Annotated in this window: 13 protein-coding genes and 1 tRNA gene; 4 read left to right on the forward strand and 10 right to left on the reverse strand. The window is 63.8% G+C overall.

What is annotated here, in order from left to right; translation table 11 throughout:
* Positions 1-31: 31 nt before the first annotated feature.
* Positions 32-700, forward strand: a complete 669-nt coding sequence (locus AC3WS7_RS15595; protein ID WP_296472261.1) for a site-2 protease family protein — start codon at positions 32-34, stop codon at positions 698-700.
* A gap of 32 nt (positions 701-732) precedes the next feature.
* Complete coding sequence (locus AC3WS7_RS15600; protein WP_492656995.1) at positions 733-2,037, forward strand: tryptophan--tRNA ligase; 1,305 nt, start codon at positions 733-735, stop codon at positions 2,035-2,037.
* Positions 2,038-2,114: 77 nt separating this feature from the next.
* Here AC3WS7_RS15600 and AC3WS7_RS15605 read toward each other — a convergent pair whose 3' ends face one another.
* The 6 genes from AC3WS7_RS15605 to AC3WS7_RS15630 all read right to left on the reverse strand — a co-directional run bounded on the left by AC3WS7_RS15605 (position 2,115) and on the right by AC3WS7_RS15630 (position 6,865).
* Positions 2,115-2,705: a secretin GspD/PilQ domain-containing protein gene (locus tag AC3WS7_RS15605; RefSeq protein ID WP_492656996.1), complete on the reverse strand. Its 591-nt coding sequence runs from the start codon at positions 2,703-2,705 to the stop codon at positions 2,115-2,117.
* Positions 2,706-2,777: 72 nt separating this feature from the next.
* Positions 2,778-3,755, reverse strand: a complete 978-nt coding sequence (locus tag AC3WS7_RS15610) for a tripartite tricarboxylate transporter substrate binding protein (RefSeq protein ID WP_492656997.1) — start codon at positions 3,753-3,755, stop codon at positions 2,778-2,780.
* Between the two features lie 151 nt (positions 3,756-3,906).
* A tRNA-Ser gene (locus tag AC3WS7_RS15615) sits at positions 3,907-3,994 on the reverse strand.
* A 35-nt stretch (positions 3,995-4,029) separates the two neighbouring features.
* Entirely contained in the window at positions 4,030-5,352 is a 1,323-nt protein-coding gene (serS, locus tag AC3WS7_RS15620; protein ID WP_296472254.1) for a serine--tRNA ligase, read from the reverse strand.
* A 101-nt stretch (positions 5,353-5,453) separates the two neighbouring features.
* A complete protein-coding gene (gene ispH, locus AC3WS7_RS15625; RefSeq protein ID WP_296472252.1) occupies positions 5,454-6,404 on the reverse strand; it encodes a 4-hydroxy-3-methylbut-2-enyl diphosphate reductase in 951 nt (316 codons plus the stop codon).
* Positions 6,401-6,865, reverse strand: coding sequence for an FKBP-type peptidyl-prolyl cis-trans isomerase (locus tag AC3WS7_RS15630; protein ID WP_492656998.1), 465 nt, complete (start codon positions 6,863-6,865; stop codon positions 6,401-6,403). The genes ispH and AC3WS7_RS15630 overlap by 4 nt, the downstream gene beginning before the upstream one ends.
* A 78-nt stretch (positions 6,866-6,943) precedes the next feature.
* On the opposite strand from AC3WS7_RS15630, the gene radC reads away from it, so the two are divergent.
* Entirely contained in the window at positions 6,944-7,663 is a 720-nt protein-coding gene (gene radC / locus AC3WS7_RS15635) for a RadC family protein (RefSeq protein ID WP_492656999.1), read from the forward strand.
* Positions 7,664-7,672: 9 nt separating this feature from the next.
* Positions 7,673-8,317 carry a Smr/MutS family protein gene (locus tag AC3WS7_RS15640; RefSeq protein WP_296472247.1) on the forward strand — a complete coding sequence of 215 codons (645 nt, stop codon included), beginning with the start codon at positions 7,673-7,675 and terminating at the stop codon, positions 8,315-8,317.
* Here the strand turns inward: AC3WS7_RS15640 and AC3WS7_RS15645 are convergent, their stop codons facing one another.
* Genes AC3WS7_RS15645 through AC3WS7_RS15660 form a run of 4 tightly spaced genes read right to left on the reverse strand, consistent with a single transcriptional unit; the run spans position 8,318 to position 12,530 of the window.
* A complete protein-coding gene (locus AC3WS7_RS15645) occupies positions 8,318-9,247 on the reverse strand; it encodes an EamA family transporter (protein ID WP_492657000.1) in 930 nt (309 codons plus the stop codon). It lies immediately after the preceding gene.
* Positions 9,244-10,254, reverse strand: coding sequence for an NAD-dependent epimerase/dehydratase family protein (locus AC3WS7_RS15650; protein WP_492657001.1), 1,011 nt, complete (start codon positions 10,252-10,254; stop codon positions 9,244-9,246). The genes AC3WS7_RS15645 and AC3WS7_RS15650 overlap by 4 nt, the downstream gene beginning before the upstream one ends.
* Positions 10,251-11,171 (reverse strand): bile acid:sodium symporter family protein, encoded by a 921-nt coding sequence (locus AC3WS7_RS15655; protein ID WP_492657002.1) that lies wholly within the window; start codon positions 11,169-11,171, stop codon positions 10,251-10,253. Before AC3WS7_RS15655 ends, AC3WS7_RS15650 begins: the two co-directional genes overlap by 4 nt.
* A 30-nt stretch (positions 11,172-11,201) precedes the next feature.
* Positions 11,202-12,530, reverse strand: coding sequence for a flavin-containing monooxygenase (locus AC3WS7_RS15660; protein WP_492657003.1), 1,329 nt, complete (start codon positions 12,528-12,530; stop codon positions 11,202-11,204).
* Positions 12,531-12,543: the final 13 nt, after the last annotated feature.

Genomic DNA, 12,543 nt, shown 5'->3' on the forward strand with positions numbered 1-12,543 from the left:
TGCCCCCATTTCACTCTGAGACAATTGCCCTGTGGACTTTGCACACCTGATCCAAACCGTTGCCATTTATGCCCTGCCCGTGCTGTTTGCCATCACGGTGCACGAGGCCGCCCACGGCTACGCGGCCCTGCATTTCGGCGATAAGACCGCCTGGGCCCTGGGCCGCATCACACTCAACCCGGCCAAACACATTGACCCGGTGGGCACCCTCCTGATGCCGCTGCTGCTGTACTTCGCCACTTCCGGCGCCTTTCTGTTTGGCTATGCCAAACCGGTGCCGGTGCGCTTTGGCAACTTGCGCAATCCCAAGCGCGACATGGTCTGGGTCGCCCTGGCGGGCCCGGGCGCCAACCTGCTGATGGCTCTGGCTTGGGGCGTGGCTTTGTACCTGCTGCAAGGTGCGGGGGTGAGCGAACCCTTCTTCCTGAAAATGTGCCAGGGCGGTGTTTTGGTCAATGTGGTGATGTTCGCCTTCAACCTGTTCCCGCTGCCCCCGCTGGATGGCGGCCGCATTCTGGTGGGGCTGCTGCCTCTCAAGCAGGCCATGGCCGTGTCGCGCATTGAGCCCTGGGGTTTCTTCATCGTCATGGCGCTGGTGATTGCCGGTGTGCTTAGCGCCGTGTGGATGCAACCCGTCATGTCCCTCACCTTTGGCTTTTTGGACCTGGTGCTCACACCACTGTCCATGCTGACCCGTTGACTATTTACTGTTTTGTCTGACCGATTGTTTCCATGAGCACTGTTCGCTTCCTCACCGGCATCACCACCTCCGGCACGCCCCACCTGGGCAATTACGTGGGCTCCATCCGCCCCGCCGTGCGCGCCAGCCTGACGCCGGGCGTGGAGAGTTTTTACTTTCTGGCGGACTACCACGCGCTCATCAAGATCGACGAGCCTGCGCGCATCCAGCGCTCCACGCTGGAGATTGCGGCGAGCTGGCTGGCCGCAGGGCTGGACCCGTCGCATGTGACCTTCTACCGCCAGAGCGACGTGCCCGAGATTCCCGAACTCACCTGGTTTCTGACCTGCGTAACCGGCAAGGGCGTGCTCAACCGTGCGCACGCCTACAAGGCCTCGGTGGACAAGAACACTGCGGCCGGTGTGGACCCGGATGCCGATGTGACGGCGGGCCTCTTCATGTACCCGGTGCTCATGGGCGCGGACATTCTGATGTTCAACGCGCACAAGGTGCCCGTGGGGCGCGACCAGATCCAGCACATTGAAATGGCACGCGACATGGCGGCCAGCTTCAACCACCGCTATGGCGAGCACTTTGTGCCACCGCAGGCCGAGATTGAAGAGTCCGTGGCCACCCTGCCCGGCCTGGACGGCCGCAAGATGAGCAAGAGCTACGACAACACGATTCCGCTGTTCAGCAGCCGTGAACAGCTCAAGAAGCTGATTGCCGGCATCAAGACCGATTCGCGCGCACCTGGGGAGCCCAAGGACACCGAAGGCTCGGCCCTGTTCCAGATTTACCAGGCCTTTGCGTCCGAAGAAGAGACCGCCACGCTGCGCCAGGCCTATGCCGATGGCATTGCCTGGGGCGATGCCAAGGCCCTTCTGTTCGAGCGAATCGACCAGGAAATCGCGCCCATGCGCGCCGCCTACGAGGACTACATGGCCCACCCCGAAAAGGTGGAGGCCCTGCTGCTGGCCGGCGCCAAAAAAGCCCGCGCAATTGCGACGCCTTTCATGGCCCAACTGCGCAGCGCCGTCGGCCTGCGTGGCCTGGGCAGTGCGGTGCAAACCAAAAGCGACAAGAGCAGCAAGGCCACCCTCGCCGCCTTCAAGCAATACCGCGAGAAAGACGGCCTGTTCTACTTCAAGCTGGTGGACACGGCCGGCGCCGTGCTGCTGCAAAGCAAAGGCTTTGAGTCGCCCAAGGTTGCGGGCCAGGCGATTGCGCAGCTGCAACGCGAAGGCGCTGCAGGCATTGCGGCACTGCAGGCCCAGCTGGAGACGCTGGGCAGCGAGGCCCAGACCCGCGCCGTACAGGCACTGACTGCGCTAGCCGAAGTGGCAGACGCCAAATAACGCTATTAAATTAGTAGCTGCTCGCGCATATTCCATGCGGGCTAGAGGCCAAAATTGCCTCAAAACACGGCATTCGGCTAGGGCACCAGCACTCGGATCTGCAAGAGGCGTCGCACCTCGCTGCCGCCCGCACTGCTGTAGCTGCCTTGGCGGGTGGGTGCAGGGCCCGTCGCGGCAATGGTGACCCACTGCGCCAGCGGCGCGGTCACCGTAGTGCTGAACTGGCTGCGGCTTTGGCTGGGCATGTCAGCGTTGTGGCGCGTGACCAGGGCGGCTTGTTGCACCTCCAGCTCCACCGTGGCAGCGCGGTTGCCCCCCGGCCAGCGTGGGGTGACCGCCATGCTTTGCCCGGCCTCAAACCACTGCAGCGCATTTTTGACCCCAGCCCCGCTGTTGGCCGATGCGGCCTGCACGGCCTCCACCCACTGCATGGGGACCGAGAGATGCATGCGCAGCTGTGCCTTCTGGCCGTTGCGCACCTGCACCTTTTGGGGCTGAAACGACTGTGCGCTGTTTGCGGCACCCGCGCGGTAGCTGCTGCCATCGTCGCGGCCTTCTTCAATCTGGCGCAGCTCCACGGTCAGGTCCCGTGCAGGCAACTGGGCTAGGGCCCAAGGCGCCCAAGCGCTGCAGACCAGCAGCAGGAACGAGGCAATGGAAGTGCGCATGGGGCCATTGTTCCACGCAAGCCCCTGGCCGACCAGCCGGCAAAGGGGGCAACAGGGGCCGCAAATAACGGCTTATTCGATCTTCAGGTTCTGCGTCTGGACCACGTCGCGCCAGGCGCGGTAGTCGGCCTCGATGAACTTCGCCTGCGCCAGAGGCGTGCCCGGCGTGGCTTCCACCGCATCGAGCTTGAAGCGGGCCTGTACCTCCGGCAGTTGCACCACCTTGTTCAAGGCCGTGTTCAGCTTGTCGATGACCGCTGCCGGTGTACCGGCGGGAGCGGCCAACGCAAAGTAGTTCAGCACGTCAAAGCCCTTGAAGCCGGCTTCAGCCATGCTCGGTACATCGGGCATGGCGCTGGAGCGCTTGGCACTGGTCACCGCCAGAGGCTTGATGCGCCCGTCTTTCACCAAAGGCAACAGCGCCGGGATGGTACCGGTCACCAGTTGCACCTGGCCCGAGACCATGTCCAGGGCCGCAGGTGCCACGCCGCGGTAGGGAATGTGGGTGATGAAGGTGCCGGTCTTGGCCTTGAGCAGCTCCAGCACCAGGTGGTTCACCCCCCCCGCACCGGCCGAGCCGTAGTTCAGCACACCTGGTTTTTGCTTGGCATAGGCCACCAGCTCCTGCATGGTGCTGATGCCGGTCTGGTGGTTGGTGGCCCAGACCAGGGGACCGCTGGCAATCATGCCCACGGGCGTAAAACTCTTGACCGGGTCGTAGCCCGCGTTGGGCAAGGACGCCGCGACCGTGGTGAAGGGCGATGCCACCAGCAGCAGGGTGTAGCCATCGGCCGCTTGTTGCGCCACGTACTGCGTGCCAATGGCACCGGAGGCGCCGGTGCGGTTCTCCACCACAAAGCTTCCACCCATCACCTCACCCAGCTTTTGCGCCATCAGGCGGCCCATGGCGTCGGTACCGGCACCGGGTGCAAAAGGCACCACGATCCGGACCGGCTTGTCGGGGAAGCCGGTGCTGCCGTTTTGCGCCCACGCTGCCGGGCCCCAAAAAATGCTTGTCAGTAGGGCCGCAGCCGCTGCGCGACGGGACATTGTGTGAATCTTCACCATGAAAAACACCTTAAACACTGGAGACAGCCCGCCACTATGCGACAAACAGATTGCAGCCACATGACAGCGCCCACCGGGGCGTGGCGCCCCAACAAAAAAGCCTGCATCGTTGTGCGATGCAGGCTTTTGTATGTGGAGGAGAAGGAGGGATTCGAACCCTCGGTGCCTTGCGACACGCCTGATTTCGAGTCAGGTACATTCGACCACTCTGCCACTTCTCCTGATTCGTGTCGGTCGAAACGAATCCGAGATTCTATCAGGCCTTCAGCACCGCTTTTCCGCCCAGGTAGGGCCGCAGCACTTCCGGCACAGTAATGCTGCCGTCGGCGTTCTGGTGGTTCTCCAGCACCGCCACCAGCGCGCGGCCCACGGCCAGGCCGGAGCCGTTCAAGGTGTGCACCAGTTCATTTTTGCCCTGGGCATTTTTGAAGCGGGCCTGCAGGCGGCGCGCCTGGAAGGCTTCGCAGTTGGAGACCGAGCTGATTTCGCGGTAGGTGTTCTGCGCGGGCAGCCAGACCTCCAGGTCGTAGGTCTTGGTGGCGCCAAAGCCCATGTCACCGGTGCACAGGCTCATCACGCGGTAGGGCAAGCCCAGCTTTTGCAAAATGGCTTCGGCGTGGCCGGTCATCGCCTCCAGCGCTTCATAGCTCTTCTCGGGGTGCACGATCTGCACCATCTCCACCTTGTCGAACTGGTGCTGGCGGATCAGGCCACGCGTATCGCGCCCGGCGCTGCCGGCCTCGGACCGGAAGCAGGGGGTGTGCGCGGTCAGCTTGATGGGCAGGTCGGACTCGGCCGACACCACGTCACGCACAAAGTTGGTCAGCGGCACTTCGCTGGTGGGAATCAGGTACAGCGCGGTGTTGTCGTCACCACCGTCCTGGCCACCCTTTTTCGCGGCGAACAGGTCTTCCTCAAACTTGGGCAACTGGCCGGTGCCGCGCAGGCTGTCGCCGTTGACGATGTAGGGCGTGTAGCACTCGGTGTAGCCGTGTTCTTCGGTCTGCACGTCCAGCATGAACTGGGCGAGTGCGCGGTGCAGGCGGGCGATAGGGCCCTTCATCACAGTAAAGCGCGAGCCAGTGAGCTTGACGCCCATCTCAAAATCCAGGCCCAGAGGGGAGCCCAAGTCCACATGGTCCTTGACTTCAAAGTCATAGGTCTTGGGTCCCTTACCGTCAGGACTCCAGCTGCGCACCACCACATTGCCGTGTTCGTCTTCACCCACGGGCACGCTCTCGTGCGGCAGGTTGGGCACCGCCTCCAGCATGGTTTGCATCTCGGCCTGGATGGCATCCAGGCGGGTGGCGGAGGCGTCCAGTTCGGCCTTCAAGCTGCCCACTTCAGCCATGGCAGCGTCGGCCTCGGCGTGCTGGCCCTTGCCTTTGAGCATGCCGATCTGTTTGCTGACCGTGTTGCGCTTGGCCTGCATTTCCTCGGTACGCATCTGGATGGTCTTGCGCTCGGATTCCAGCGCCTTGAAGGCATCCACGTTCAGGAAGGCTTGCGGGTTTTTGCGGGTTTGCAAACGGGCGACCACCGAATCCAGGTCTTTGCGCAGCAGGGTGATGTCTAACATGGTGTTCTCGTACTTCTAAGTCAAATCAGTATCAAATCGGGCTCTAGCCCTCTATTTTATTGCGCAAGCAGCTACTAAAAACATAGCGCTTTGCAACGGCCTCAGGCATCCAGTTTCAGCCCCTTGGGCAGCGGAAACTTCACGGTTTCCTCGATGCCGTCCATCTTGCGCACCGACACGGCGCCCAGCGCCTTGATGCGGTCGATCACGGCCTTCACAAGCACCTCGGGCGCGCTGGCACCGGCGGTCAGGCCCACGCGGGAGCGGCCTTCAAACCACTCGGGCTTGAGCTCGTCAGCGTTGTCCACCATGTAGCTCTCGGTGCCCAGCTTTTTGGCCACTTCGCGCAGGCGGTTGCTGTTGGAGCTGGTGGGGCTGCCCACCACGATCACGATGTCCACCTGCGGGCTCATCACCTTGACCGCGTCCTGGCGGTTCTGGGTGGCGTAGCAAATGTCTTGCATCTTGGGTTTCTTGATCAGCGGAAAGCGCGCGACCACCGCGGCCGTAATGTCCGCCGCATCGTCCACGCTGAGGGTGGTTTGGGTCACCACGGCCAGCTTGTCGGTCTGGCCGGGCTGGATGCGGGCCACATCGGCCACGTCTTCCACCAGGTGAATGCCGCTCTCCAACTGCCCCATGGTGCCCTCCACCTCGGGGTGGCCCTTGTGGCCGATCATGATGAATTCAAAGCCTTCTTTGTGCAGCTTGGCCACTTCCACGTGCACCTTGGTCACCAGCGGGCAGGTGGCGTCGAAAATCTGGAAGCCCCTCTGCTGCGCCTCGCGCTGGATGGCCTGGCTCACGCCGTGGGCCGAAAACACCAGCGTCGCGCCCGGGGGCACATCGTCCAGCTCTTCAATGAAGATGGCGCCGCGCTCTTTGAGGTCGTTGACCACATAGGTGTTGTGCACGATCTCGTGGCGCACGTAAATCGGCCGGCCGAACTTGGCGAGGGCCTTTTCTACAATCTCGATGGCCCGGTCCACACCGGCGCAGAAGCCGCGTGGCTCGGCCAACAAAATTTCCTGGGGCAACACCGGTGCGCTCATAACACGCCAATCAACTGCACTTCAAACGTGACGGGCCGGCCAGCCAGCGGGTGGTTGAAGTCAAACAACACGGCGCGCTCCTCACCCTCGCCACGCAACTGCAGCACCACGCCCGCAAACTGGCCTTGGCCATCGGGTGTGGGGAACTGCACCACGTCACCCACGCTGTAGGTCTCCAGCGGGTCACCCATCTGGGTCAGCACCTTGCGCGCCAGCCACTGCTGCATGTCGGGATTGCGCTCGCCAAAGGCAGCGCCAGCCGGCAACTCAAACGTGGCACGGGCGCCCTCTTCCATGTCCATCAAGCAGGCTTCCACGGCGGGGGACAGCTCGCCCGTACCCAGACTGAGCGTGGCCGGCTTGCCGGTGAAGGTGTTGATGATGTCCCCAGCCGGGCCGCCCAGGCGGTAGTGCAAGGTGAGGAAAGAGCCCGCTTGGACTCGGGGGAGCGTGGTGGTCATAAAAGTCCCGATAAACTGGCCTCTATTGTAGAAAGCTTGCCCCGACCAGCCTTCCGGCACCCGCTTCACCTCCCCGCCATGCCCCTCAAAGACCTGCCCCTGGAAGCCCGCCCGCGCGAAAAGCTGCTGGCCCGTGGCCCCGGCGCGCTCAGCGATGCGGAGCTGCTGGCCATTTTGTTGCGCACCGGCATGGCGGGCAAAGGGGTGTTGCAGATGGCGGAGGAGCTGCTGCAACTCAAAAATGATAGCGCCTCGCGCAATACTGACGGGCTCCAGGGCGGGTTTGGAGGCATAGCCGGCTTGCTGCACGCCACCGCCGACGACCTCAAGCGCGTCAAAGGCCTGGGGCCTGCCAAGCGGGCCGAGATTGTGGCGGTGCTGGAGCTGGCCCGCCGCGCCATGGCGCAGCGCCTGCAGGAGCGCGAGGTGTTTGCCGACCCGCAGGCCGTGAAGCACTACCTGCAGCTGCACCTGGCCGCCAAAGGGCACGAGGTGTTTGCGGTACTTTTCCTGGACAGCCAGAACAAGATGCTGGCCATGGAGGAGCTGTTTCGCGGCACGCTCACGCAGACCAGTGTGTACCCGCGCGAGGTCGTCATCCGCGCGCTGCACCACAGCGCGGCTGCCGTGGTGCTGGCGCACAACCACCCCAGCGGCAGCGTGCAGCCCAGCCGTGCCGACGAGGCACTGACCCAAACACTCAAAGCCGCGCTCGCACTGGTGGATGTGCGGGTGCTGGACCACATCATCGTAGGCCCCGGCCAGGCACTGTCCATGGCCGAGGCCGGTTTACTCTAAAGGGCTGCCATGAAGATCAACGCCCTTTCCGACCTGAAGCTGGTCAAAAAAGAAATCGAAGCCCAGGCCGCACGCGAAGCGGCGCTGGCCGCACAGAAGGCGGCAGAGGCCAAGCGCAAGGCGGCTGCCAGCAACCTGTTCCAGGCGGCCATCGGCAAAGTCAAACCACTGGAGCCACCGCAGCGCGCCAAGCTGGCGCCGGAACCGCCCAAACCCATCCCCAAGCAGCAGATGCTGGATGACGCCGCCGCACTGCAAGAAGCGCTGAGCGACGAAGTGGACGTGACCACCCTGCTGGACACCGACGAGCACCTCAGCTTTCGCCGCCCCGGCGTGGGTACCGATGTGACGCAGAAGCTGCGCAAGGGCAAGTGGAGCATCCAGAAACAGATTGACCTGCACGGCTACCGCAGCGACGAGGCGCGCGAAGCGCTGGGTGCCTTTATCCGCGAATCACACAAACAGGGCATACGCTGCGTGCGCGTGGTGCACGGCAAAGGCCTGGGCTCACCCGGCAAGGCACCCGTGCTGAAAGAGAAAGTGCACAAATGGCTGGTACAGAAGAGTGAGGTCGTCGCCTTTGTCCAAGCCCAGCCCGCGCAAGGCGGCGCAGGCGCACTGGTGGTGCTGTTGCAGCCCCTGAATCGCGCCTAGTCAGTGCGAGCCAGGTGGCTTGCGCGCCGCCCACCACTGCCCTGCCTGATTCACCAGCAACCCCAACAACACCGCCCCCGTACCCAGCCACTGCAGCAGCTTGGGCACTTCCCCAAACGCCAGCGCCGCAGCGGCCAGCCCCACCACCGGCACCAGCAGCGAAAACGGGGTGACCTTGCCCGCCGTGTGGCGCTGCAACAGCCGCGTCCACAGCGTGTAGGCCAACAGGGTGGCCAGCCACGCCAAATACAGCACCGAAGCCACCGCCGGCCAGCGCAGCCCGGCCAGCTGCGACACCACCGCGTCCCAACCCTCGGTCCACAGCGCCAGGCCAGTAAACGGCAGGATGGGCACCACACTGGTCCACACAATGAAGGGAAAAGGCTCGTAACTGCCATGGCGGGCCGCCAGCCGCACCACGATGTTGGATACCGCCCACATCAATGCCGCGCTGGCCGTGAGCACCAGGCCCACCAGCGTCATCTGGCCCGGGCCTTCGCCATGTGCCGAGGCAATGGCCAGCAGGCCGCCCAATGCCAGCACCAAACCAGCCCACTGCCAGCCGCGTGCGCGCTCACCGAGGATGGGCGCCGCCAGCAGCAGCGTAAAAAAGGCCTGCATCTGCATCACCACCGAGGCCATGCCCGCCGTCATGCCCAGTTGCAAGCCCCAGAACAGAAAGCCGAACTGTCCCAGCCCCTGCGCCAGCCCATAGGCCAGTACATAACGCCAAGGCAGCGGCGGGCGCCCTACCCACCACAAAAACGGCAACGATGCTGCAGCAAAACGCAAGGCGCCCAGCAGCATGGGGCTCAGGCCCTGCAAGCCCACCTTCATGACCACAAAGTTGAGCCCCCACAGCACCACCACGGCCAGTGCACGCAGGCTGTCGCCCCGGCTCCAGGGGCGCAACACCTGTGCGCCGCTCATGCAGCGGCCCGCGTGCCTGTCACCGGACGGCCTTGGGCTGCGCGGGCGGCAATAAAGGCGTCCAGCGCCTGGCTGCTGGTTTTGCCGGGCACATAGCCCAGTTCGGTCTTGAGCGCGGTGTTCAACAGCACCGGGCGGTAACGCAAGAAGTCGAGCTGCTCGGGACCATAACGACTCACACCCAGCGCCTGCCCCATGGCCAGTGCGCTCTTGAGCAGCCAGGCCGGCAAGGTCAGCAGCGGTTTGCCCAGGCGTTTGGCAATGGCCTGCAAGGGCAAGGCCCCATCCCCCGCCAGGTTGAAACACCCTGCGTGGCGGCGCTGCAGCGCATGCAGCATGGCGCCGGTGACATCCGTATCCCAGATGAACACAAAGGGGCTGTCGCTGCCGCGTATGGCCAACAGGCGCGGCTTCTCGAACAGTGCGGTGATCTGGTTGTCCACCGCCTCCCCCAAAATGGTGCCGATGCGGAACACGGTTTGCAGCAGCTGCGGCGCATGCGAGCGGTACTGCGCCAGCATCTCCTCCACCAGACGTTTGTGGTGGGCGTAGGCAAAGGCCTCGTTGCCGCGCAGCGCGTCACGCTCCACGAGCCAGGCCGGGTTGTCCGCGTGGTAGCCATACGCCGCGCCACTGGAGCTCACCACCAGGTGCTGCACGCCCTGGGCCACACAGGCATCCAGCACATTGCGCGTACCCAGCACATCCACCGAATACTCAAACTCACGGTTGGACTGCTTGCCCGGCGTGACGATGGAGGCCAGGTGCACCACGGTGTCGATGGCATGGGCGCCCAGCAAGGCACCCAGTGCAGCGTCGCGTACATCCTGCTCCAGGTAGGTCACGCCCGGCAGACGACGCTCTGGGGGTACGGTGCGCACATCGGCCGCCACAATGGCTTCAAACTGCCCGCTGTGCAACATGGCAGCCACCAGGCTGCGACCCAGAAAGCCATCGGCCCCGGTGATGAAAACGCGGCGCGCGGCGCCTGTTGCCGCCACGCTCATGCTTCGCTCCCAGCCGGTTTGACGGGTGGTTTTCGGCCCCACCAGCTGGCCAAAGCCAAGCCGGCGATGATGTCCCAAAAGCCCCACACCCCGGCCACCACGGCCATGCCGCCCAGGCCACCAAAGAAGCTGAAGATCAGCACCAAGCCCAGGCCCGCGTTGCGGATGCCCACCTCAATCGACACGGCACGGCGGTCGTAGTCCGAGAGGCCCGTGGCACGCGCGCACAGATAGCCCGTGCCAAAGGCCAGCGCATCGTGGATGGCCACGGCCAGCAGCACCAGGCCCACATAGTCCAGAAAGTAGCGCCAGTTGCCAGCTACCGCACCAACGATGAAACCAATGAGGCACAGAAAGCTCAGGATGCGGGCTGGCTTGCGCACCTTCTCGGTCAAGCGTGGCAGCTTCTCGGCGCAGGCGATGCCCAGCACAAAGGGCACACCGATGATGACCACGATGTGGCCCGCCATTTCCAGCGGGTCCAGCGCGATGCTGCGAAACAGGGTTGAGGCCGTGGGGTGCATGCCGGCCCAGAACGCAAAGTTCAGGGGCATCAGCACAATCGCCAGCGCGTTGGAAATCGCCGTCATGGACACCGACAGCGCGACATTGCCTTGCGCCCGGTGCGTGAGGATGTTGCTTACATTGCCGGGCGGGCAGCAGGCCACCAGAATCATGCCCAGTGCAATGCTGGGGCCAGGGTTCAGCGCCAGCGTGAGCGCATAGGTCACCGCAGGCAACACCACAAACTGCGCCGCAATGCCCGCGGCCATGGCCACGGGCATGCGCAGCACGCGTTTGAAGTCGGCCACGCGTGTGTCCAGCGCAATGCCGAACATCAGAAAGCCCAGCACGATGTTGAGAATCACCAGCGAGGCGGGGTTGAAGTTCAGGCGTATTTCGTCGACAGGCAGCATGGCGCGTTTCCTGGTTGTGGTGAGTGAGGCTCAGACCAGTGCAGCACTGGCGGCACGCACCGCAGCGCGGTAGGTGTCTTTGTGCACGTAATAGGCCATGCGTTCGAGCTTGAGGTAGCGGTAGCCGCCACTCAGGTCGGGTGGTGGGCCGGCCTTGGCGCGGCACAGCGCGGCTGCGGCTGCGCTGCCGGCATCACGCGCCTTGAAGTAGCGCGCCACCAGCTCGCCCTGCTCGTAGCGGCCCTGCCAGCCAATACCACTGGCTTCGATCATGCCCATCACGGCCAGGTTGTCGTATTGGGGCGAGAAGATGTTGAGGTAGAGCTGGGGCGACATGCCCTGCCAGTTCAACAGCTTCACATCCATAAAAGGGTAGTGCAGGCGGTAACCCGTGGCGCACAGAATCAGGTCGTAGTCCTTGGCACTGCCGTCCTTGAAGTGCACGGTGTGCCCGTCCAGACGCGCAATGTCACCCTTCACATGCAAGTCGCCATGGCCCAGGTGGTGCAGCACCAGCGAGTTCACCACCGGGTGCGACTCGTACATCTTGTAGTCGGGCTTGGGGAAGCCAAAACGGCTGGGGTCGCCGGTGAACCAGCCCAGCACCGTGCTGTCCACCTTTTGCTTGAGCCAGGCTGGCAGCTTGACCTTGCCACCCAAGGTATCGGCCGGTTTGCCAAACACGTACTTGGGCACAAAGTAGTAGCCCCGGCGCACCGAGATGTCCACGCTCCGCGCGGCATGCACCGCGTCCACGGCAATGTCGCAGCCCGAGTTGCCCGCCCCCACCACCAGCACACGTTTGCCGCGAAACATCTCCGCGCTCTTGTAGGCCGCGGTGTGCAGCAGTTCGCCGTCAAAGTGCCCGTCAAACGCGGGCATGTTGGGCTCTGCCAAGGTGCCATTGGCAATCACCACACCCTTGAACTCTGCACTGTGCACACCACCAGCGGCGTCCTGCCATTCCACACGCCATAGCGGCGCCACGTGATCGCCCAAGGGCTTGACCGACAACACCTTGGCACCAAAATGAAAGTGTGCGCGCAGGCCAAAGTGATCGGCGAAATCGAAGAAGTACTGGCGCATCTCCTTGTGGCTGGGGTAGTCGGCCACTTCGGGGCGCATGGGGAATTCGCTGAACTCGGTGGTGGTCTTGCTGGAGATCAGGTGGGCCGACTCGTAAACCGTGCTGCGCGGGTTGTCGATGTTCCACAGGCCACCCACATCGGTGTGGGCCTCAAAGCCCTGGAAGGGCAGGCCCTGCTTTTGCAGGTTGCGGGCGGCGGCCAGGCCACTGGGGCCAGCGCCAATCAGGGCAATGCAGTCGCGTGTCGCGGCACGCTTCAAAGTCTCGGTCATCAAAGTCTCTCTC

The sequence above is a fragment of the Rhodoferax sp. EU05-FHT12H12 genome (genome assembly GCF_058791215.1).